The organism is Paenibacillus sp. UMB4589-SE434, from assembly GCF_030226685.1.
Taxonomy (GTDB): domain Bacteria; phylum Bacillota; class Bacilli; order Paenibacillales; family Paenibacillaceae; genus Paenibacillus_B.
The window spans coordinates 1,839,962-1,862,917 of the sequence record NZ_JASOYK010000001.1 but is presented as its reverse complement, the minus strand read 5'-3'; the positions used below and the strand labels follow the sequence as shown (position 1 = coordinate 1,862,917).

General features: G+C 45.7%; 23 protein-coding genes. All 23 read left to right on the top strand.

What is annotated here, in order from left to right; all coding sequences use genetic code 11:
- Positions 1-5: 5 nt before the first annotated feature.
- The 23 genes from flhA (at position 6) to proS (ending at position 22,906) form a co-directional block, all read left to right on the top strand.
- The gene (gene flhA, locus QP775_RS07620; RefSeq protein ID WP_239328257.1) at positions 6-2,045 is read left to right on the top strand and encodes a flagellar biosynthesis protein FlhA; all 2,040 of its coding nucleotides are present in this window, start codon (positions 6-8) and stop codon (positions 2,043-2,045) included.
- Positions 2,042-3,358, top strand: a complete 1,317-nt coding sequence (gene flhF, locus QP775_RS07615; protein WP_285104927.1) for a flagellar biosynthesis GTPase FlhF — start codon at positions 2,042-2,044, stop codon at positions 3,356-3,358. Before flhA ends, flhF begins: the two co-directional genes overlap by 4 nt.
- Before the next feature lie 4 nt (positions 3,359-3,362).
- Entirely contained in the window at positions 3,363-4,256 is an 894-nt protein-coding gene (locus QP775_RS07610; RefSeq protein ID WP_285104925.1) for a MinD/ParA family protein, read from the top strand.
- A gap of 107 nt (positions 4,257-4,363) precedes the next feature.
- Complete coding sequence (locus QP775_RS07605; protein ID WP_285104923.1) at positions 4,364-5,821, top strand: protein-glutamate methylesterase/protein-glutamine glutaminase; 1,458 nt, start codon at positions 4,364-4,366, stop codon at positions 5,819-5,821.
- Positions 5,822-5,864: 43 nt separating this feature from the next.
- Entirely contained in the window at positions 5,865-7,964 is a 2,100-nt protein-coding gene (locus QP775_RS07600; protein ID WP_285104921.1) for a chemotaxis protein CheA, read from the top strand.
- Positions 7,965-7,983: 19 nt separating this feature from the next.
- On the top strand, positions 7,984-8,445 hold the full coding sequence (locus tag QP775_RS07595) for a chemotaxis protein CheW (RefSeq protein WP_239328252.1): 462 nt from the start codon (positions 7,984-7,986) through the stop codon (positions 8,443-8,445).
- 4 nt (positions 8,446-8,449) lie between these two features.
- Entirely contained in the window at positions 8,450-9,070 is a 621-nt protein-coding gene (locus QP775_RS07590) for a chemotaxis protein CheC (RefSeq protein WP_239328251.1), read from the top strand.
- Positions 9,067-9,561, top strand: a complete 495-nt coding sequence (locus tag QP775_RS07585; RefSeq protein ID WP_285104918.1) for a chemotaxis protein CheD — start codon at positions 9,067-9,069, stop codon at positions 9,559-9,561. The genes QP775_RS07590 and QP775_RS07585 overlap by 4 nt, the downstream gene beginning before the upstream one ends.
- Positions 9,561-10,004 carry a hypothetical protein gene (locus QP775_RS07580; protein WP_285104916.1) on the top strand — a complete coding sequence of 148 codons (444 nt, stop codon included), beginning with the start codon at positions 9,561-9,563 and terminating at the stop codon, positions 10,002-10,004. The genes QP775_RS07585 and QP775_RS07580 overlap by 1 nt, the downstream gene beginning before the upstream one ends.
- Before the next feature lie 15 nt (positions 10,005-10,019).
- The gene (locus QP775_RS07575; protein ID WP_239328248.1) at positions 10,020-10,805 is read left to right on the top strand and encodes a FliA/WhiG family RNA polymerase sigma factor; all 786 of its coding nucleotides are present in this window, start codon (positions 10,020-10,022) and stop codon (positions 10,803-10,805) included.
- Positions 10,806-10,853: 48 nt separating this feature from the next.
- Positions 10,854-12,254: a flagellar assembly protein A gene (locus tag QP775_RS07570; RefSeq protein ID WP_285104913.1), complete on the top strand. Its 1,401-nt coding sequence runs from the start codon at positions 10,854-10,856 to the stop codon at positions 12,252-12,254.
- A gap of 41 nt (positions 12,255-12,295) precedes the next feature.
- Positions 12,296-12,616, top strand: coding sequence for a hypothetical protein (locus tag QP775_RS07565; protein WP_239328246.1), 321 nt, complete (start codon positions 12,296-12,298; stop codon positions 12,614-12,616).
- A gap of 146 nt (positions 12,617-12,762) precedes the next feature.
- Positions 12,763-13,338: a hypothetical protein gene (locus QP775_RS07560; RefSeq protein WP_239328245.1), complete on the top strand. Its 576-nt coding sequence runs from the start codon at positions 12,763-12,765 to the stop codon at positions 13,336-13,338.
- Positions 13,331-13,966 carry a hypothetical protein gene (locus QP775_RS07555; protein WP_285104910.1) on the top strand — a complete coding sequence of 212 codons (636 nt, stop codon included), beginning with the start codon at positions 13,331-13,333 and terminating at the stop codon, positions 13,964-13,966. Before QP775_RS07560 ends, QP775_RS07555 begins: the two co-directional genes overlap by 8 nt.
- A gap of 176 nt (positions 13,967-14,142) precedes the next feature.
- A complete protein-coding gene (gene rpsB, locus QP775_RS07550) occupies positions 14,143-14,841 on the top strand; it encodes a 30S ribosomal protein S2 (protein ID WP_239328243.1) in 699 nt (232 codons plus the stop codon).
- A gap of 138 nt (positions 14,842-14,979) precedes the next feature.
- Positions 14,980-15,630 (top strand): translation elongation factor Ts, encoded by a 651-nt coding sequence (gene tsf / locus QP775_RS07545; RefSeq protein WP_239328242.1) that lies wholly within the window; start codon positions 14,980-14,982, stop codon positions 15,628-15,630.
- Between the two features lie 120 nt (positions 15,631-15,750).
- Complete coding sequence (gene pyrH, locus QP775_RS07540) at positions 15,751-16,479, top strand: UMP kinase (RefSeq protein ID WP_028545186.1); 729 nt, start codon at positions 15,751-15,753, stop codon at positions 16,477-16,479.
- The gene (gene frr, locus QP775_RS07535) at positions 16,479-17,033 is read left to right on the top strand and encodes a ribosome recycling factor (RefSeq protein WP_239328241.1); all 555 of its coding nucleotides are present in this window, start codon (positions 16,479-16,481) and stop codon (positions 17,031-17,033) included. Before pyrH ends, frr begins: the two co-directional genes overlap by 1 nt.
- A gap of 175 nt (positions 17,034-17,208) precedes the next feature.
- Positions 17,209-17,979: an undecaprenyl pyrophosphate synthase gene (locus QP775_RS07530; RefSeq protein WP_239328240.1), complete on the top strand. Its 771-nt coding sequence runs from the start codon at positions 17,209-17,211 to the stop codon at positions 17,977-17,979.
- A gap of 18 nt (positions 17,980-17,997) precedes the next feature.
- Entirely contained in the window at positions 17,998-18,795 is a 798-nt protein-coding gene (locus QP775_RS07525; RefSeq protein WP_239328239.1) for a phosphatidate cytidylyltransferase, read from the top strand.
- Positions 18,796-18,826: 31 nt separating this feature from the next.
- Complete coding sequence (locus QP775_RS07520) at positions 18,827-19,972, top strand: 1-deoxy-D-xylulose-5-phosphate reductoisomerase (RefSeq protein WP_285104905.1); 1,146 nt, start codon at positions 18,827-18,829, stop codon at positions 19,970-19,972.
- Positions 19,973-20,106: 134 nt separating this feature from the next.
- Complete coding sequence (gene rseP, locus QP775_RS07515; protein WP_239328237.1) at positions 20,107-21,381, top strand: RIP metalloprotease RseP; 1,275 nt, start codon at positions 20,107-20,109, stop codon at positions 21,379-21,381.
- 76 nt (positions 21,382-21,457) lie between these two features.
- Entirely contained in the window at positions 21,458-22,906 is a 1,449-nt protein-coding gene (proS, locus tag QP775_RS07510) for a proline--tRNA ligase (RefSeq protein WP_239328236.1), read from the top strand.
- Positions 22,907-22,956: the final 50 nt, after the last annotated feature.

Genomic DNA, 22,956 nt, shown 5'->3' with positions numbered 1-22,956 from the left:
ATTCCGTGAAAGCGAAAGCGAGAGACATATTCGTCCTGGTGGGCGTCATCGGCATCGTATTAATGATGGTTTTGCCGATACCCAAAGTATTATTGGATATTTTACTTATCATTAACATTTCAATAGCACTTATGATTTTGCTTATTGCGATGAATACGCGAGAAGCGTTGCAATTTTCCATCTTCCCAGCTTTGCTGCTGATCACAACGTTATTCCGATTGTCTCTGAATATTTCGACCACTAAGCTTATCTTAAGTGAAGGGGAAGCAGGAGACGTTGTTCACACGTTTGGTGAGTGGATTACACAAGGAAATATTGCTGTAGGTATGGTTGTCTTTCTAATTCTAGTAATCGTTCAGTTTATCGTTATTACGAAAGGATCTGAGCGCGTCGCAGAGGTGGCTGCTCGCTTTACTTTGGATGCAATGCCAGGTAAGCAGATGGCGATTGATGCGGATTTGAACGCAGGTCTAATTAACGAGATGCAAGCGAAAGAACGACGACAAAAGATTGAACGCGAAGCAGACTTCTTCGGGGCGATGGACGGTGCCAGCAAATTTGTCAAAGGGGATGCCATCGCAAGTATTATTATTCTAATTATAAATCTCTTAGGCGGATTTATTATCGGAATGGCCATGCATGGCATGGACTTTGGCACGGCAGCTCAGACTTATTCCATTCTCTCCATTGGTGATGGACTTGTGAGCCAGATTCCGGCGCTTCTTATTTCGACTGCTGCGGGTCTAATCGTTACACGTTCCGCATCAACAGGCAATCTGGCTGAGGATCTGAGTTCACAAGTGCTCGCTTATCCTAAGTTGTTGTACATCGTATCCGCCACAATTGCTATGCTTGGCTTATTTACTCCAATCGGCCCGCTTGCTACTTTGCCGTTTGCAGGATTGATGGGTTATGCAGGTTATAGAATGCAGCAGACGCTGGATCGAAATACGATATCTGAGGAGCAGCTTGAAGAAGAGCAGCAGATTGAAGAAGTTCGGAGTCCAGAAAGCGTCATTAATTTGCTGCAGGTGGACCCGATCGAGTTCGAATTCGGCTACGGCTTGATACCACTTGCTGATGTTCAGCAAGGCGGGGATCTGCTCGATCGTATCATCATGATTCGTCGCCAATGCGCACTGGAGCTAGGACTAGTGGTACCAGTGATTCGTATTCGCGATAACATTCAGCTTAAACCTAATGAGTATGTCATTAAGATTAAGGGTAATGTTGTGGCGCGAGGGGAATTGCTGCTTAATCACTACTTGGCGATGAGTCCAGGTTATGACGATGAGACTGTAACAGGCATTGAGACGGTAGAGCCTGCATTTGGTCTGCCGGCATTATGGGTAGACGAAACGATGAAGGAACGAGCAGAGATGTCTGGTTATACGGTCGTTGACCCGCCTTCTGTTGTGGCTACGCATTTGACGGAAATGGTTAAGAAGCATGCGCATGAACTAATTGGTCGTCAAGAAACAAGGGCATTGGTTGATACGGTCAGAGAGCAGTATCCTGCCATTGTCGATGAGTTAATTCCGAATATTCTGTCCATCGGTGATGTACAGAAAGTACTTGCCAAGTTGTTACGTGAGAAAATATCTATTCGTGATCTCGTATCCATATTCGAAACACTGGCGGATTACGGATCTTACACTAAAGATCCTGACGTATTAACGGAGTATGTAAGACAAGCGTTAGCGCGTCAGATTACGCAGCAGTTTGCTGTGCCAGGCGAAACACTTCGTGTCATAACGGTTGGACCAACGCTGGAGAAGAAAATTGCAGACAGTGTGCAGCAAAATGAGCATGGCTCTTATCTGGCAATGGACCCAGGAACGACACAGCAAGTGTTCCAACGGTTTCAAGATCAGATTGGCCGTATTATTCAATCAGGTTATCAGCCTATTGTGTTGGCATCTCCGACGATACGGATGTATCTTCGTCAGCTTATGGAACGTGCCATGCAAGATATACCGGTATTGTCATATAACGAATTAGAGCCAAATGTTGAAATTCAGAGCGTTGGAGTGGTGAATGTATGAGGGTGAAAAAATACCTGGTCGAGACGATGCCGGAGGCTATGAGCCAAATTCGTCAAGAGTTAGGAAAGGACGCCGTCATTGTCAGCACAAAAGAGGTTAAAAGCGGCGGAATTCTAGGCATGTTTGCGAAAAAGATGATTGAGGTCACAGCAGCAGTCGATGATTCCCCAGCTAAGCAGGCTCCACAACCTAGGCCTGCGGCAAGACCGGCTGTCCCAGCCGCAATGGCTCGCAATGCCTATGCTGGTAAGCCGCCTAATCCACCGAAGTCGCCAGCTGTCACACAACGGCATGAGCTTGCCTCACCTGCTGCTGATCAGCTAGACGAAGCGTTGTTTAAGGACTTGCTGCAAGAATTACGTGGCGGTGGCGAAGCAAAACCTGCTGAGCCCACACAGATAGCACCAGCCACTATAACTAATTCCGTTAAGGCTCCTGTTACACAGCAGGAGCCTTGGCGGGATGAAATACGTGAAGTAAAAGAGATGGTTAAGTCTATGCTGCGTAAATCAGAGCATGAGAACTGGACAGCTTATGCGAAACAATTGGAGACACGATTGTTGGAGCAGGGAATTACTTCTGAGCTTAGCTACAGCATTATTGATCGTGCGATGTCTAGCTGTCGTACGGAAGGCTCCGCTGAACCAGCACCAACGCTGCTACACAGTCGTGTGGAAAGCGTGCTAGAAGAAAAATTGGCTCGACAATGTAAGCCAGGCCTCTCACGAAGCACTAACGTTGTATATTTTGTAGGTGCTACAGGTGTAGGTAAGACGACAACGATTGCCAAGCTGGCAGCGGATCAGATGTTCCATCATCAACGCAAAGTTGGATTTATTACTTCTGATACGTACAGGATCGCAGCAGTTGAACAGCTGCGTACCTATGCGTCCATACTGAATGCTCCAATTGAAGTGGTTACTTCGCCTAATGACTTGCAGCGTGCACTGGAATCATTGCAGGATTGTGATCTTATCCTGATGGACACCGCTGGACGCAACTATCGGAATGACATGCATGTCAATGAGATTAATTCAATGTTGAAGCCTGTCGAAGGCTCCGAAACGTTCTTAGTGTTAAGTCTAACGTCTAAGACCGAAGACATGATGGCGATTATTAACCGATTTGCGAAGCATACGATAGATCGCATTATCTTTACGAAAGCGGATGAGACCGACACTTGTGGTTCTATCGTTAATTTGACTGACAAGACGGATATTCCTTTTAGCTATGTGACTTGCGGTCAGAATGTGCCAGATGATATTAAGCCGTTTGAGCCGAAGGAAATCATTCGTTTGCTGTTAGGGGATTGACAACATGATGGACCAAGCGCAAGCACTGCGCAGATTAGTTGCGAGGTCAAATTCATCCGCCTTATCCGTTGACGATCCGTCAACACGCCAGCATCGCACGAGGGTTATTACTGTAACCAGTGGTAAAGGTGGAGTAGGCAAGTCTAACTTTACGTTGAACTTTGCAATGATGCTGCAGGAGGCCGGCTATCGGACATTGATATTTGATGCGGATATTGGCATGGCCAACATTGACGTGTTGATCGGTTCTCCTGCTTCCGTCAATTTGTATCATGTGCTTAGCGGCATGAAGCGTCTCGAAGATATCGTTCAGATCGGACCGAAAGGAATTCACTATGTCCCGGGCGGTTCCGGTTTTCAGGATTTGTTGAACATGCCGGAAGAGTCGCTGGAATCTTTTCTGTCTGAGCTTGAGAATTGGGCTGAACGTTACGATGTTATCCTTTTTGACACAGGTGCAGGTTTAAGCAAAGAAACGATCCGATTTGTTATGGCGGCCGATGAGACGTTTGTGATTACAACGCCTGAACCGACTGCAATTGCAGATGCTTACGCCTTAATCAAAGTTGTGTATGGCATGTTTCCTGATACCAATTTCCGTCTCGTCGTCAATCGAATATCGGATTGGGCGGAGGGCCAGCAGACGGCTGAACGGGTTACATCCGTCGCCAGAAGATTTTTGCAGCTTGAGATTCCGGTACTGGGTTACATGTTTGACGATCCGCATGTGATGCAAGCCGTTAAGAAACAAACGCCTTTCTCCCTTCTGTATCCCAATATCCGGGTGACAGAACAGGTAAGGCAATTAGCTAGGGCTTATATGAACAACGGACAGCAGCCGAAGAACGATGGCGGAATGAAGAACTTTATTAGCAAGTGGTTAAAACGTTGGACATGATTGTTGTAGTCGAAATGGCTCGTAACATGTAAGATGGAGATATAGCTAAGCAGCCATCCCACGATTCATCCATACGTATTCCATAACTAAGGAGTGTGTGGTAGATAATGACAACAAAGAAGATTCTTGTCGTGGACGACTCGCCTTTCATGCGCACGATTATTTCAGATTTGATTGCGCTGGATACTGGCTTTAACATTGTCGGAACCGCTCGAAATGGGGTAGAGGCAGTTGAGAAGGTCAAGCTTCTTACTCCTGATGCGGTGACCATGGATGTGGAAATGCCAATACGCAATGGATTGCAGGCGTTGCAAGGAATTATGGCTGAGTGCCCAACGCCTGTCATCATGCTGTCCAGTCTGACGGAAGAAGGACGTCAAGAGACCTTATCGGCGCTTGAACTGGGTGCATTTGACTTTGTATGCAAGCCGAGTCCTACCAGCGGAAGTCAGGATATACATAAAGTTGGTGAGATGCTGCACGAGAAGCTGCATGCTGCAATTCTTTCTCACGAACGGCGCCAATTACTAAAGAGAATGCGCGAAGAGTTATCGAAGTCGTATGCCCGCGAAACAGAAGCACGCCAGCATAAGGTTAGCAAATCAAAGGCACTGGAAGCTAAGCAGTCGACGGGCAATCATGAAACTCGCGTTTCTAAAGATACGGTTAACAAAGTACCAAAATATTCGGCAAATGATAGCACGACCAACTTAAAGCAGCAGCAGACGCTGCCCAAATCCGTCATGCCTGTGCCGAGTAAGTCAGTGCCAAGCTCAACCGCCTCAAGGCAGCAAGAATCTGTCACTCGAACGCAGTCTAGCGAGGAAAAGAAACAAGCACCGCGTAATATGGGTGCAGCGGACTCCCTTGAGAAACAATCGGTGCAGAAGACGGAGCAGCAAACCTCCGGCAAGGACTTGAAGCAAGCGGTGGCATTGGATACTGGGGTTAAGAAAGTCTCAAGTAGTTCGACTGCGAGAAGTTCTCATTTCAAACATATTGTAGCTGTAGGAACTTCAACAGGAGGACCACGAGCATTAAAAGAGCTGTTGTCTCAGCTTCCAGGGACACTTAAAGCACCAGTGCTGATCGTTCAGCACATGCCGCCGAACTTTACGAAGTCTTTGTCTCAACGGCTTCATTCCTATAGTGAGCTTGAAGTTCGAGAAGCACAGCATGGCGACGTTCTTCAGGCGGGTGTGGCCTATCTTGCTCCTGGAGGTCAGCATATGACTGTAGTCTTACAAGCAGACGGCAGTTATGCTGTGTCTCTGAATCGCCAAGAGCCACGCAGTGGCCATCGGCCATCGGTGGACATGATGTTCGAGTCTTTGCTTCCGTTTAAGCAGTTGCAGCGACACATCGTGCTCCTGACGGGAATGGGGAGCGATGGTGCACGGTCGATGCGGAAATTGTACGAGGAAGGGGTCCGCTCTACCTTTGCCGAAAGCGAAGATTCATGCGTTGTATTCGGAATGCCAAGAGCCGCTATTGAATTAGGCTGCGTCTCACGTATCGTACCGATTCAAGATATGGCTCAAGAAATAGTCAGAGCAATCAATTAGCGGCTGAGGCCGACGAGGATACTGTTTAAGGGGGTGTTCGAGCATGGATTTGAATCAGTATTTGTCCATGTTTCTAGATGAAGCAAACGATCATCTGCAAGCTTTGAATGAGCACATGATGGAACTGGAGAATCAACCGGAAGACGTAAGTATCGTTCAAGTTATCTTCCGTTCGGCACATACGTTGAAAGGGATGTCAGCAACGATGGGCTTCGAAGATCTGGCATCTCTTACACATGAGATGGAGAACGTGCTCGATTTGGTTCGCAACAATCAGTTAGCGATGGACGGTTTTATATTTGATACCTTATTTAAGAGCTTGGATGCGCTAGAAGGTATGGTTTCTGATATCGCGAACGGCGGAGACGGCAAGGCAGATGTTTCCGCTATCGTGAAGTCACTTCAGTCTATTGTCAGTGGTGATCACAAGAAGCAGGAGCCAGCCGCGGCTGTTGAGGCTGAGGTTGTTCCAGAACAGAACACCGACGAACGTTTGGATGAATTCCAACGTAGTATCATAGAGCAGTCTATTGAAGCAGGAATGACTGCTGCCTACATAAATATTACACTTCGTGAAGACTGTGTGCTTAAAGCGGCACGTGCTTATATGGTATTTCAGGCGCTTGGCGAAATGGGTGAGGTCGTCAAGACATCCCCGCCAGCACACGATATCGAGCAGGAGAAGTTCGACAAGGGTTTCTCTATCTTCTATGTGACAACAGAAAGTGAAGAACAAGTTCGCAAAGAGGTCGCCAACGTATCTGAGGTGGAGCAGGTGGATCTGCAAGTGCTGACATTAGAGGCGCTTAAGGACTGGAATGCTCGAATCGAAGAAGTAAAAGCTGGCAAGTCTGAGGCAGCTGCTACCACTGCATCGGCAGGGGCTGCAACTGCAGAAGTAGCTGACACACCTACGAATCAGGTTGTTAGATCACCAGAAGGACAAGTCAACAAAAATGCAGGGGCTACAGCGCAAGCCAAGCCGTCTCAAAATCGAACAATTCGTGTAGATATTGAACGTTTGGATGTACTGATGAACCTGATAAGCGAAATGCTAATTGACCGTGTTCGCCTGGAAGAGATTGCATCCGAAGTCAAAAAATCAGAACTGACAGAAACCGTTGAGCATTTAGTACGCGTAAGCGGTGACTTACAAAGCATCGTGCTCAAATTGCGGATGGTACCGATTGATGTTGTGTTTAATCGATTCCCACGAATGGTTCGTGACCTTGCAAAAACACTGGACAAAAAAGTCGACTTTGTTATTACAGGGGCCGATACAGAACTTGACCGTACTGTCATTGATGAGATTGGTGATCCGTTGGTTCACTTGCTGCGGAATTCACTTGACCACGGTGTAGAATCTATTTCAGAACGAAGAGCTACAGGCAAGCCTGAGACAGGTACTGTACAACTACGAGCATATCAAAGCGGTAATCACGTCTTTATTGAGATTGAGGATGACGGCAAAGGGATCAACCGTGATATCGTCCTTAATAAAGCGATCAAAAATAACGTGGTCACACCAGAAAAAGCTGCTACGATGACAGATGAACAAGTTTATCAGCTATTATTCGCTTCTGGTTTTAGTACGGCTGAAGTTGTCTCGGATATTTCTGGTCGCGGAGTTGGTCTTGACGTTGTCAAATCAAAGATCTCTGCACTCGGTGGACATGTTGTAGTTAATTCCAAGCTGGGACAGGGTACTACATTTGTTGTGCAGCTTCCATTAACACTGTCGATCCTCTCTGCTATGCTGTTCCGTCTCGGAGATGAGAAGTACGCGATTCCGTTAACTTCGATCGTAGAGACTGGTCTGGTGCAGCGAGAGAACATTCGTCGTGTGCATGGTGGCATCCGAATGATAGATTATCGGGATAGTGTTATTCCTTTACTGTCGCTTAGCGCTTTATTTGAATGCCCTAGCTACTCTGATTTTGACGAGGAAGAGGTTGAGATCATTATTATCCGTAAAGGAGATCGTATTGCAGCGTTGGCTGTAGACGACTTCATCGGTCAAAATGAGATTGTGCTAAAACCGTTAGGCAACTATTTAAAATCAGTTCCTGGCGTATCTGGAGCGACCATTCTGGGAGACGGTCAGGTCGCACTGATTGTCGATCCGAATGCGCTATTAAAGTAATCATTGGGGAGGAACCATCATGGCGGAGGATTTAAAAGTTGTTGTCTTTAAGCTTGCTGATGAAGAATATGGAATTGAAGTAGATAAAGTACAGACGATTGAACGAATGATGCCGATCACACGTGTTCCCAAAACGTATTCCTTCATTAAAGGTGTTATTAATCTACGTGGCATTGTTGTGCCAGTGATGGATCTGAATGGTCGCTTCGGACTTCCAGAAACAGAGACGACAGATCAAACGCGTATCATTATTGTTAATGCGCATGAGATGGAAGTTGGATTTATCGTTGATTCTGCTAGTGATGTCATCGACATGAACGAAGAGAACATCGAGGAAGCACCTGAGATGGTAGGCGGAATTAAAGCGAAGTACTTGCGCGGCGTAGCCAAAATTGGAGATAGTCGGTTGCTCATCATGTTAAATTTGGCTGAGGTGCTGAATCGTAGCGAGATCATTCAATTGGAACAGTTAGAGGTTTAACGTCATGCAACTTCATGAGATTCTAGGCGAGTTTAAACTTGACGTACTGAAGGAGATCGGGAACATTGGTGCTGGCAACGCCGCAACAGCACTTTCCAGACTCTTGAACCGTCCAATCGATATGGCAGTACCTAAAGTACGGCTGCTTCCGTTTGAGTGTGTAGCGGATGAAGTCGGAGGTGCAGAGCAGGTTGTTATCGCCATTTATTTTCGGGTGGAAGGCGAGGCACCTGGGCACTTGTTCTTCATTTTTGAGATCGAGCCTGCCAAGAAACTATTGTCTTATTTGCTAAAAATGAGTACGGAAGAAGAATGTTTATTCTCAGATATGGAAATATCCGCATTATCCGAAATTGGAAATATATTGGCCGGGTCGTACTTATCTTCTTTAGCTGACTTTACCCATCTAGCAATGTCACCAACTGTTCCACAGCTTGCGATAGATATGGCGGGAGCTGTTCTGAATTATGGGCTCATTCAATATGGGGAAATGGGCGACAGTGCCCTGTTGATAGACACGAAGTTCTTGGAAGGGTGCGAAGAAATACAAGGGACGTTCTTTCTCATTCCAGACCCGGACTCATTCTCTAAAATATTTGCTGCATTGGGAGTGCCATCTGAATGATTGAAGAGTCTACAGTAGTAAAAGTCGGCATGGCCGACCTTAATATTACAAAAGTTGGAGCAATCCGGACGACGGGGCTTGGCTCTTGTGTCGGGCTGACTTTGTTTGATCCGATGACCAAGATCGGAGGGATGGCCCACGTCATGCTTCCGTCCTCCGACATCGCAAGAGAAGGTACGCTGAATATTGCAAAGTACGCCGATACGGCGATTCCTGAGCTGATTCGGCGTATGGAACTAGAGGGAGCTCGATTGTCCAGGCTAATTGCCAAGATGGCAGGGGGGGCCCAGATGTTTGCATTTTCATCAGGAAACGACATGATGCGAATCGGGCCTCGTAATGTAGAATCCTGCAAACAGATGCTCCAAATTCACAATATCCCTCTTTTGGCAGAGGATACAGGGGGAAATTACGGCCGTACGATCGAGCTGCGGTGTGAAGACGGTCTTTTAAATATTCGCAGTGTGCAAATGGGGATAAGGGATATCTGATGAGTGGATCAATACGTTGGAATTTTGGGCTTGGCGTTTTAGGTTTTTTTATTACGTTTTTGGCTTCTTTAAGTTCTAACCTGATGACAACAAGTCTCGTTAGGGGCGCAATTGCATTTGTTATATGGTTTGGATTAGCGTTTGCGATACGTTGGGTAGTAGGGGAACTCACACAGCCTAATCGCCATGCTGACGGGGGCACAAATGTATTCGAAGGGATCGAGTCCGATCGGGGATCTAACGTAGATATCACTACGCCTGATGAGACTGAATCGCTGCATAATTTATTGAAAGACAATTCAGTAGCGGATCCAGCAGAGAAGAGTGAGGCCAATGAACAACAAACGGGATTTGAGCCGTTGGCGCCACCTAAACTAGTTAGCAAAACGCCGTTGAAGGACGAACAATTGGCACAAGCCGTTCGTTACATGAAAGACAAGTAAGGAGGTTAAGAGTTCATGAGCGTGCAGAAGACTACCAAATGTTCTAATTATGAGCTGTGGGTGCAATGGAAAGAACATGACAACTTAGAAGCAAAGAAACAGCTAATAGAACTCTATTTACCGATTGTCGACTTTGTGTCTAACCGAATGGCTGCGGGATTGCCGCGCAGTGTTTCCAAGGATGATTTATCCAGCAATGGCGTGATGGGGCTGATTGATGCGATTGAAAAGTTTGATTACCGCCGGGGGCTGCAATTCGAAACCTATGCATCATGGCGAGTTCGCGGGTCCATACTTGATGGCCTGCGTTCTGGTGATTGGGTGCCTCGTTCAGCAAGAGAAAAGGCAAAGAAGATAGAAGAAGCATACCAACACTTGGAGCAGCATTATTTGCGTTCTGTCACTGACGCAGAGATGAGTGCATATTTGGATGTCACTGAACAAGAGTTTCATGGTATGCTTCAAGATGTAGCAATAATGTCGTTATGTTCATTGGAAGATCCGATTCGCGAAGAAGAATCGGAAATGCGCATTTCCGTTATGGTTGATGAAAAGGCAAAAAATCCGGAATATAAAGTAAATGAGCATTATTTGAAGCAAACTTTGATTGAAGGTATTCACAAGCTAACGGAAAAAGAACGAACGGTCGTATCGTTGTTCTACTACGAAGATTTGTCGTTAAGTGAGATTGCTGAAGTGATGACTTTATCCCCTTCGCGAATCTCGCAATTACATTCGAAAGCAATCATGCGTTTACGCTCCGTATTAGAGAAGAATAAATCGATGCTTCTGGAAGCATAAACGCTGTTTCTTAATAAGTAGATAGACTAGACGAAAGGGGGAGCGGCCATGAGTACAACTATCTTGTTGGAGGATTATTTGGATATTACGTTATCCGATGACAAAATGGAAGCTTATATGCATTTTTTGAAATTTGATGATACGTTTCAATGTCGCAAGGATGATCTAGAAGGGTTCTTGCTCAGCAATCAAATAAAATTTGGTGTTAATCATGAAGTGTTACGTGAGATTACCCATCAGCCGCAATTGTTCACTAAGGGTCCTACTATGATAGCTAGTGGCAAAAGAGCAACAAACGGCAAAGACGGTCACATTAAAGTATTGTTGGCTGCGGATGAAGCGGTTCGGCCACAAGAGCAAGAGGACGGCTCTGTTGATCTTAAAGAAATTAATCAACTAAACAATGTGAAGCGGGGCCAACGTATCGCTGAACGATTCCCAGCTAGCAATGGGGTACCTGGTATGAACGTGCTTGGTGAGCTCGTTGCTGGTAAAGACGGTAAGGAAGCACGATTTAAGATTGGGAAAAATGTCGTATCGGATGATGCAGGAGTGGCTTTATATGCTGCAATAGACGGTCTCGTTGTTCGTACAGAAGGTGATAGACTTAATGTTTTCCCTGTCTATGAGGTTAACGGCGACGTTGATTATCGAACAGGAAATATTGATTTTGTAGGGACAGTAGTTATCAGAGGAAATGTATTAACAGGCTTCAAAATTAAAGCTTCCGGAGATATACGCATATATGGTGGGGTTGAAGGAGCACAACTCGAAGCGTTGGGCTCTATCGAAGTTATTGGTGGTATTATTGCCGGGAATAAAGGATACATACATGCTAGACAACAAGTAAAATGTTCGTTTGTACAGGAGGCCAGAATTTCAGCAGGTACAGACGTTATTGTATCACAAAGTATTATGCACTCTCAGGTCCGGGCTGGCAGACAAGTTATTTGCAACGGGACTAAGGGACTTATTGTAGGCGGCACTATCCAAGCTGGAGAACGGGTGGAAGCGCGTACAGTTGGTAACGGTATGTCAACTGTCACTGTCATTGAAGTTGGTGTTGTACCCGAGACAAGAAACGAACTTCAAGAATTGCGCGTACAATACAAAAACAGTATGGATAATTTGGAGAAGACCGAAAAGGCTCTCCGTATTTTGGATCAATTTGCGTCTACTGGACAATTGACGGCAGATAGGATGGAAATGAGACATAAGCTGAATACAACGAAAAAAAGTGTGTTGGCTGAACAGGCGGACATGCGTGAGCGCATTTTTGATATTGAAAAAATGCTAGAGGACACCGTTGTTGCGCGTGTTGATGTAAATCAGACGATCTATGGAGGAACAAAGATAGTAATTGGGCGTTATACCCGTTTCGTCAAGGACGTATGTAAACGTGCTACATTCCGGCTTATAGATGGTGAAGTTAATATGAGTTCACTATAAGGCGTCATTCAGCTAGACTTTTTCATAAATGAGGTGATGAGATGAATATGAAGTCCGTTGAACTGCAAGTTGCAATTCCTCGTACACAAGAAGTATCATCCATTCATCAGCAGATGCAACAACGCCCCACGATAGAACAATCGATGCTGAATGAACAAGCAGCTAAGCTTACAGAGTCGCTAAGACAACGTAACGAGAAAGTAGATGCGTCTTCAGAAGGGCGAATCCGCGACGACGAAGAGCACGCTTCCCACCACGATTCTTCCACGCCAGATAAACAACCAGAAGACCCGGAGAAGAAGAATGCCGCAGTGCCGGCAGAACATCCCTATAAAGGCAAACACATAGACTTTTCGGTCTAAAGAGACGCCGTTGTTCCGGGAAACTGGAACACGGCGTTTGTGTGGTTAGCATGGTTAGGCGGGAGATAGGGAAACGTACATCGATAAATATCACGATCAGCGTCAGTAGATTAGAGGAGTCACAGCAAAGGTAAAGGGGGCACAACATGAACGAGCCGTGGATATATTTGGCGCTGCTTGGCGGCGTAGTTGCTGTTGTTGGTCTGGTCCGCCCAACTTCACAGGATAGTCATGCCAACTTGAAGCAGAACATTGAAGAAACATTAGAGCATTATGTACAAGAAATCAGTGAAGAAAATGAGAAGCTGCTGCAGGCAGTTGAGCGGCTCAAAAAGGAAGCTGATCTTCGCGATGAAGCGATGCGGCGCAGAATGGACATGCTGGAAGCGTCTGTGCAGCATGCGGGCGAACAACAGCGTCAACAGGTATCACAGATCGAGACTCTTTCTTCGTTAGTGAACAGACCGCAGATCGTTCAAACTGTGCAAAATAAGGACACTGCGGAGCAGAACACCTTTGAAGGTATGACAGCGGTAGAAGCAGCTAGTGGAGTAGAAGTTGTAGAAGATTCACCCCCAACAATACGAGATCGTTATGTTGATTTGTTTGCTTTACATATGAAAGGGGTAAAGGCGGAGCAAATTGCAGCACGATTAAATATGCCATTAGGTGAAGTGCAGCTTATATTACAACTCAGTCTGCAGGAGGATCAACGTGTTTAGAAATCGTTATTTTCTAATCGGATTAGGGACGGGCATTATTATTGGCGTATTATTACTACAGATCATGCTAATTGGTCAAAAGTCAGTGCCACAACTAACGGAGCAGCAATTAATCCGGGAGGCGGAGCGTCAAGGATTTGATCTGGTTCAAAAACGAAGTAGTGCGCTGCCAGAGCGTTCATCTACGACGGAAGCAAATCCTCCTGCGAAGGATACAGTCCGAACGTCAGCTCTCGATCAGCCTAGTAAAGCAGATAAGGCAAGTAAGGATGCTGGCGCTGTCAGCAGCATCAGCAAGCAGCAGCCCGATAATATAAAGATAAAGCAAGTTGACAAAACACAGGTATCATCAGTCCCAACAAATGTGAAGAAAGACAGCTCGCAGAAGACAAGTACCAAGCCCAAGGAAAAGCAGTCTAAAAGCATTCGAATTATTCCTAATTCGAGCGCCAGCTCCGTGTCCAAGCAGCTTGCTGATGCTGATATCGTGGATGATGCAGCCTCATTTGAAGCTTATATTAAGAAGCAAAAGAAGCAAACAAAACTTCGTGCAGGAACGTTTAATTTTGAGGTGTTATCTTCATACGAGAAAGCGTTGGCTGTATTAACATCACATCCAAATGCCTAGTTGTGAAAATGGTTGCATCTGATAGTTCATTGTGGTATATTAATTGACGGTGTTAAGAACACACGCTGATTAATTTTGTCAAGGGTGCTTGTTGTCGTGGGTAACCGTGGGGCAAGTCTTGTCGAAAGATGATATTGGCGGCGGAAAAATAACCATATGTAGGAGGTGTAGTGAAGATGGCAGTTATCTCCATGAAACAGCTTCTTGAAGCTGGTGTACATTTCGGTCACCAGACTCGTCGCTGGAACCCAAAGATGGACAGATATATCTTCACAGAACGTAACGGTATTTACATCATTGACTTGCAAAAGACAGTGAAAAAAGTCGAGGAAGCTTACAATTTCGTAAAATCCCTTGCAGCTGACGGCGGCACTATGCTGTTTGTTGGTACTAAGAAACAAGCTCAAGATTCCGTTAAGGAAGAAGCTGAGCGTTGTGGTATGTACTTCATCAACCAACGTTGGTTGGGTGGTACATTAACGAACTTCCAAACGATCCAAAAGCGTGTAGACCGTCTGAAACGTCTCGAAGCTATGGAAGAAGATGGAACATTCGAAGTATTGCCTAAGAAAGAAGTTATCTTGCTCCGCAAGGAGAAAGATCGTCTTGAGAAATTCTTGGGTGGTATCAAGAACATGAAAGACTTGCCAAGTGCATTGTTCGTAATCGATCCTCGTAAAGAGCGTATTGCTGTTGCAGAAGCTCGCAAATTGGGTATCCCAATTGTAGGTATCGTTGACACGAACTGTGATCCGGACGAAATCGACTATGTTATCCCTGGTAACGACGATGCAATCCGCGCGGTTAAGTTGTTGACATCCAAAATGGCTGAAGCCATTATGGAAGGTAACCAAGGCGAAGAAACAACAGCTTAATTCATACGAATGAGATGAACAAAAGGGTGGCAGGCAGGTGATACACCTATCTCCACCCTTTTTTTGAGTCGTAAAGTAATGCCAGCTTAGTTTCCATCAAGGAGATGGCGGCATAATAAACGGTTGGAGGTAAACGACATGGCAGTTAATGCTAGTGCAGTAAAAGAGCTTCGCGAGAAAACAGGCGCAGGTATGTTGGATTGCAAAAAAGCTTTGGAAGAAGCTAACGGCGATATCACTAAAGCTGGTGAGATTCTTCGTGAAAAAGGCTTGGCAGCAGCAGCAAGCAAAGCAGGTCGCATTGCAACAGAAGGTGTAGTTCAATCTTACATCCATGCTGGTGGACGTATCGGCGTATTGGTTGAGATCAACTGCGAGACAGACTTCGTAGCTAAGACAGACCAATTCCAAGAATTTGCTCGTGACATCGCAATGCATATCGCGGCATCTGCACCGAAGTATGTTCGTCGTGACGAAGTGCCTACTGAAGATCTTGAGAAAGAAAAAGAAATTTTGAAAGCTCAAGCGCTTAACGAAGGCAAGCCTGAAAAAATCGTTGAAAAAATGGTTGAAGGCCGCATCGGTAAGTACTATGAAGAGTTCTGCTTGATGGAGCAATCCTTCATTAAAGACCCAGACAAAACAATCGACAATCTGCTGAATGAGAAAATCGCAGCAATCGGTGAAAATATCTCAATCCGTCGCTTCGTTCGTTATGAACTTGGTGAAGGTATGGAGAAAAAACAAGATAACTTTGTTGAAGAGGTTATGGCACAAGCGAAAATGTAATCCTGCTGGACTGCATTTTACACGTAAGCCAATAGGCGATCAACAAACGCTCTGGAAAAGTTGGAACACATTGTGTTCCTTCTTTTTTAGCAGTCGTTCGGAAAAAGTGGAGGGTATACATTGGAACAACCGGTTTATAAACGCATCGTATTAAAAGTTAGCGGAGAGTCGTTAGCAGGTCAAGCTGGTTACGGCATTGAATCTGATATGATCAATTCAATTGCAGAACAAGTGAAGGAAGTCGTTGAACTTGGCGTGGAAGTAGCCATTGTATGTGGCGGCGGCAACATTTGGCGCGGCATTGCAGGCAGCGAAAAAGGAATTGACCGTGGAACGGCTGACTACATGGGAATGCTTGCTACGGTGATGAACTCGCTAGCCTTGCAAGATGCGCTGGAACAAATCGGCGTACCTACACGTGTCCAGACTTCGATTGCTATGCAGCAAATCGCTGAGCCATACATTAGACGTCGCGCAATCCGCCATTTAGAAAAAGGCCGCGTCGTTATTTTTGCAGCGGGCACAGGTAACCCGTTCTTCTCGACGGATACGACTGCAGCGCTGCGTGCTGCTGAGATTGAAGCAGATGTTATTTTGATGGCAAAAAACAAAGTTGATGGTGTGTATTCTGCTGATCCATTTAAGGATGACACAGCTGAGAAGTTCGATCAATTAACGTATTTGGAAGTGCTAAACCGCAACCTTGGCGTTATGGATTCGACAGCAACATCACTTTGTATGGATAACAACATTAACTTGCTTGTATTCTCCATTAGCGAACAAGGTAACATTAAACGAGTCGTACTCGGTGAGAAGATCGGAACAATTGTAAAAGGGAGTGTAGACTAATGCCACAATCCGTGAAGAAGCATGCCGAAGATCGTATGGAGAAAGCCATTGCAGCTCTTAGACGTGAATTAGCGACACTTCGCGCAGGTCGTGCTGCTCCAGCATTGCTTGACCGCGTGCAAGTGGAATACTACGGTGCAATGACTCCTGTTAACCAACTAGCGAATATTAATACACCTGATCCACGCACGTTGATGATTCAACCGTGGGACAAAACATCGATTGGTGCCATCGAGAAAGCGATTATGAAATCGGATCTCGGTTTGACACCTGCAAACGATGGCTCAATGATTCGGATCACGATACCTGCTCTGACGGAAGAACGTCGTGCTGAGTTGGTTAAGCAAACGAAGAAATATGGAGAAGAAGCTAAAGTTGCGATTCGTAATATTCGTCGCGATGCGAATGATGATATCAAGAAGATGGAGAAGACAGATATTTCAGAAGATGAATCTCGCCGCCATCAGGAAGATATTCAGAAATCAACAGACAAGTTTATTACGGAAGTCGACAAAGTGTTGGTTACAAAAGAAAAAGAAATTATGGAAGTGTAAGGAAAGACAACTTTCACAATTTATGCCCCTCCGAACGGTGGGGTTTGTTGTCTTTTTGTTTGAAGACTTCATAAGAACATCTTCTTATCCGTTAACTAACTGTTGTGTACAGCCATTCGGATGGTAGATGGCTTTAAAGTTACGTTAACTCATTACCGTGGTTGGAGGAGACCGAATGATTAAGCGAATCCAAGCGTGGTTTAAGCAAAAGGGAACAGACCATGCGCCACTGGAGCTTTCGTCTGACAATATCCCGAAGCATGTCGCCATCATTATGGATGGCAACGGGCGTTGGGCTAAAAAACGCGGTCTGCCCCGAATCGCTGGTCATCATAGTGGGATGAAGGCGGTTAAGCGCGTGACGATCGCGGCCAATGACTTAGGTGTCAAAGTGCTTACCATGTATGCTTTTTCAACAGAGAATTGGAAACGCCCAAAGGAAGAAGTCGATTTCTTAATGAAGCTGCCCCAGCAGTTTCTTGCGATTGAGTTAGATGAATTGATCGCTAACAATGTTCAGGTACGGATGATGGGATTACGTGATGGCCTGCCAAGTCATACGATTCAAGCGCTTGAAGAAGCAATTGAGCAGACCAAGCATAATACAGGACTCATTTTAAACTTCGCATTAAATTACGGTGGGCAGCGGGAATTGGTAGAAAGTGTGCGTTCGATTGCACAACATGTTCAAGCCGGCAAACTAAAGATTGAGGATATCGAAGAGGCCGTAGTACAGGAGCATCTGATGTCCAGCGAACTGCCCAATCCCGATCTGTTGATTCGAACGAGCGGTGAATTGCGTTTGAGCAACTTTATGTTATGGCAGATCGCATACAGCGAACTTTGGTTCACAGATGTGTATTGGCCAGAATTTAATGAACGGCATTTGAAAGAAGCTGTGGCTGAATATCAACGCCGTTCCCGGCGATACGGTGGACTACAATAGGTTGGAGGATTAATCGCTATGAAACAGCGCATCATCACGGGGGTTATTGGAGGAGCGATATTTGCAGGGTTCGTGTATATCGGTAGCATCCCTTATGAATTGCTGTTGATTGCTTTAGCACTCATCGGTTATTTCGAATTCGCTCGTATGCATCATGAAAAGGCATTTGATCTGGCATCAATTGTCGGTTATGCGCTTGTATTAATACTAGCTGTGCCGTGGGCCAAATGGGGAGTCAGCTTCCATGTGTCAATGGAATCAACGATGTGGCTCGTTATGTTTGCCTTTTTGTGTGTAACGGTTGTGACTAAGAATAGGGTGCCGATTCAGACCGCGTCTCAGTTATGGCTTGGCGCATTTTACATCGGTATCGGCTTTAAATATATGATACTTACCCGTACCATGCTAGACGAGGGTTTGTTCTGGACAATACTTATGTTTGCGGCAATTTGGGCCTCCGATATCGGGGCTTATTTTACAGGACGAGCTATCGGCAGGCATAAGCTTTGGCCTGCAATCAGTCCGAATAAGACAATTGAAGGAGCGGTAGGCGGCATTATATCAGCAATGGTTGTGTGTGTACTTGCTCTCTTCGTTCGGCCCGATGTACTGGGTGTGCCGCAAGCTCTAGGAATTGGAATTGCTGCATCAATCGTTGGACAGATGGGGGATTTAATTCAATCGGCCTATAAACGAATTCGCGGTGTCAAGGATTCTGGTACTTTGCTGCCGGGTCATGGTGGCGTGCTTGATCGTTGTGACAGTTGGCTTATTGTATTCCCATTTATACATCTGATTGGCTTAATTACGCTATAGCCTATAATTTAATAGATAAAGAGGTGTTAGGATGAAGCGGATATCCGTACTTGGTTCGACAGGATCTATAGGTACTCAGACCCTAGATGTTGTTGCTAATCATCCCGAACATTTTCAGATTGAAGCAATGGCAGCAGGTAGAAATGCTGCCTTATTTTTAGAGCAAATTAAACAATTCCATCCGAAACTGGTCTCCGTTCAGGATAAAGCTACGGCTGACCAAATACGCCCTGAGCTGCCTCAAGGGACTAAGCTTGTTTATGGAGATGAAGGTTTAATTGAAGTCGCGGCTCATCCGGCTACCGATACCGTTGTGACAGCTGTCATGGGCAGTGTTGGACTGAAGTCAACTTTAGCTGCAATAGAGATGGGAAAATGGATTGGCCTTGCGAATAAGGAAACGCTCGTAACAGCAGGACACTTGGTTACTGCGGCGGCTGCACAAAATAACGTCAAGCTCATGCCAATAGACAGCGAACATTCAGCTATTTTCCAATGTCTAAATGGAGAACCAAGACGAGCACTTGAAAGCATTACGCTGACGGCTTCTGGTGGAAGTTTTCGCGATTTTTCGCGAGCGGAACTTGAGGGTGTATCAGTAGAGCAAGCGTTGCAGCATCCGAATTGGTCCATGGGAGCCAAGATTACGATTGACTCTGCAACGATGGCGAACAAAGGATTAGAAGTAATTGAGGCACATTGGTTATTTGGACTCAATTATGATGATATTCATGTGATGCTGCACCCAGAGAGTATTATTCATTCTTACGTGGAATACGTGGACGGCTCTGTTATTGCTCAATTGGGTACACCGGATATGCGTGTGCCGATTCAGTATGCACTCACTTACCCAGAACGTTTCCACAATTCATCTGCTAAGCTGAACTTGGCGCAGATTGGCACTCTTCATTTCCGTGAATTGGACATGGAAAGATACCCGATGGTCCGTTATGCTTATGAAAGCGGCAAATTGGGTGGTACAGCTACTACAGTATTTAACGCTGCCAATGAAGTTGCTGTTGCACGATTCCTTCGTGGAGAAATTTCATTTTTGGATATTGAGCGTATCGTAGAACAAGCATTGGAACGTCATCAAGTTGCGGCAGAACCTACGTTGGAAGAGATCGAAGAGACAGATCGCAAGACACGTCAGGAAGCAGATAAAGCTTTTCTATAAAAATAAAATACGGGGTAAATTGGCGCATTGCATCCATAAGTGGACAAAAGGGGATTCTCTTGTGCGAGATCGGAGAATAATGTTAATCTATAAGACATACGGCGACCCGAAAACGTAAAGGAGGATGCAACGCTGTGCAAATGGTTCAAGTCGTATTTTTATCAATACTCGTGTTTTTCGTAATCGTCACGATACATGAATGGGGACATTTCATCTTTGCGAAACGTGCGGGTATTCTGGTGCGTGAGTTCGCAATCGGGTTTGGGCCAAAGGTGTTCTCTCATACTCACAAAGAGACACGATATACCTTGAGGCTGCTGCCAGTAGGCGGGTTTGTTCGTATGGCAGGCGAAGACCCGGAAGTGGTTGATATACAGCCCGGCCAGACGATAGCCGTTCGATTAAAAGACAATCAAGTGACAAAGTTGTATCTCGATCAGCTTGACCTGCGCAAGCAGGTTATCCGTGGGGAAGTAGAGTCTATTGACATCGAGCATCAGTTAAGTGTCACGCTGGATGTGGAAGGGGAACATGTCACATACCCGATTCATCCCCAGGCCATGATGGTAGTTAAAGGACAAGAGATTCAGATTGCACCTTACAACCGTCAATTCGGCAGCAAGTCCGTAGGCAAGCGTGCAATGGCCATTTTTGCGGGCCCGCTGATGAATTTTATTTTGGCGTTTGTTTTGTTCGGGGTGTACATACAGCTGGCGGGTATGCCAGTGGAGAACCCGAGTTATGTCAAGATTGGTGAAGTCACAGACAAGATGCCAGCTGCCAAAGCTGGTTTGGTCAAAGGTGACGTCATCAACAATGTGAATGGTATTGCCATTGGCGGCGATCGTGAGCGATTAATTAAGATGATTGAAAATTCAGAGGGGAAACCGATGAATTGGAGCATCTTGCGTGATGGGAATCCATTAAACGTTACGCTGACACCTGTTAGCATGGCGGGACAGAAGGGCGGCAAAGTAGGTATTGCCCCGATCTTGCCGACACGAACGGCGTCTTTTGGTGAGACGATTAATTATGCCGGCAACGCTATGGTAACGATGACCAAAAATATATTTGAAGGCTTCAGACAACTTATTTTTGGTCAGTTCAAGTTGGATGACTTGGGTGGTCCAGTGCGAACATTTGAAGTAACTGGGCAATTTGCTAAGCAGGGTATTGACCAGCTCACGTTGTGGACGGCAATACTCAGCTTATATCTTGGTATATTCAACTTGCTGCCGATACCGGCATTGGACGGAAGCAGACTTGTGTTCTTAGGTATCGAGAGTGTGCGCGGCAAGCCTATAGATCCAAACCGCGAGAGTATGGTGCATTTTATTGGCTTTGCGATGCTGATGCTGCTCATGCTTGCGGTTACCTACAACGATATATTACGATTAGTCAAAGGTTAATAATGTTTAAGGCACATATGAGGTTTAGCTCTAAGCTATTTTGTATGTGCCTAATTACGGGAGGATCATATCCGTTATGTCGAAGGAGAAGCAGTTCGTTACTGAAATTACACCACAGCAAGAGGACTTCTCGCGCTGGTACATTGATGTGATAAAGAAAGCTGATTTGATGGATTATTCGCCTGTTCGCGGGTGTATCGTATTCCGTCCTGACGGCTTTGAGATTTGGGAACATATTCGTGAAGAATTGGACCGCCGCTTTAAGGAAACAGGACATCGTAATGCTTACTTTCCTATGTTTATTCCAGAGAGCTTTTTCCAGAAGGAAAAGGAGCACGTGGAAGGATTTAATCCAGAACTTCCATGGGTGACGGAAGCAGGTGGGGAGAAGCTCGAAGAAAGATTGGCAATACGTCCAACCTCAGAGACGATGATTGGGCATATGTATTCCAAGTGGATTCAATCTTACCGTGACTTGCCTGTACTCATTAACCAATGGGCTAACGTAGTCCGTTGGGAGAAGCGTACGCTTCCATTCCTACGTACAAGCGAATTTTTGTGGCAAGAAGGGCACACTGCTCATGAGACAGAAGATGAGGCTCGTCAAGAAACGATGCAAATGCTCGACATTTACCGTGATTTTGTGGAGAACTACTTGGCAATTCCGGTAATCGTAGGTCAGAAAACTCCTTCTGAGAAGTTTGCAGGAGCTGTAGACACATATTCCATCGAGGCGATGATGAAAGACGGTCGCGCCGTCCAAGCGGGCACCTCGCATTATTTAGGAACTAACTTTGCGGTTGCGTTTGATATTCAGTTTTTGGGCCGTGAAAATACTCAGGAATATGTGCATACAACCTCATGGGGTGTAAGTACTCGCCTTATCGGTTCGCTTATTATGGTGCATGGAGATGATCGCGGCTTGGTACTGCCTCCGAAGGTGGCGCCGACTCAAGTGATTATGATTCCAATCGGTCCTGCCAAGATGCGCGAGCAAGTCGTTAGTCGTGCAAATGAGCTGTTCGCAGAATTGAAGTCTGCGGGCATTCGTGTTGGTATGGATGACAGAGCGGACATGAGCCCAGGCTGGAAGTTTAATGAATACGAAATGCGCGGTGTTCCTGTCCGTTTGGAAATAGGGCCACGCGATATGGAAAATGGCGTTTGTGTACTCGTATCTCGAGTATCGGGTGAGAAACGGGTCGTAGAGCAAGCGAATCTTGCTGCAGAAGTGAAGAAAATGCTGGCGGACGTTCACGATGAGATGTTTAACCGTGCACTTGAATTCCGCAATGAGCATTACTACTCCGTGGAAACGATTGACGAGATGAAGCTGCTTATGGACGAGAAGCGCGGCTTCACAATTGCTGGTTGGTGTGGTTCTACGGCTTGTGAGAAGCATGTCAAGGACGAGACAGGTGCCACTAGCCGTAATATTCCGTTTGAGCCCCAAGAGAAGAAGACGAAATGTCTTGTTTGTGGAGAGGATTCAAAGCATACGGTAGTATTTGCCCGCGCTTATTAAGCACGATAGATTTATTGGAATGGATGAAATGGCTTCCTATGCGGGAACAT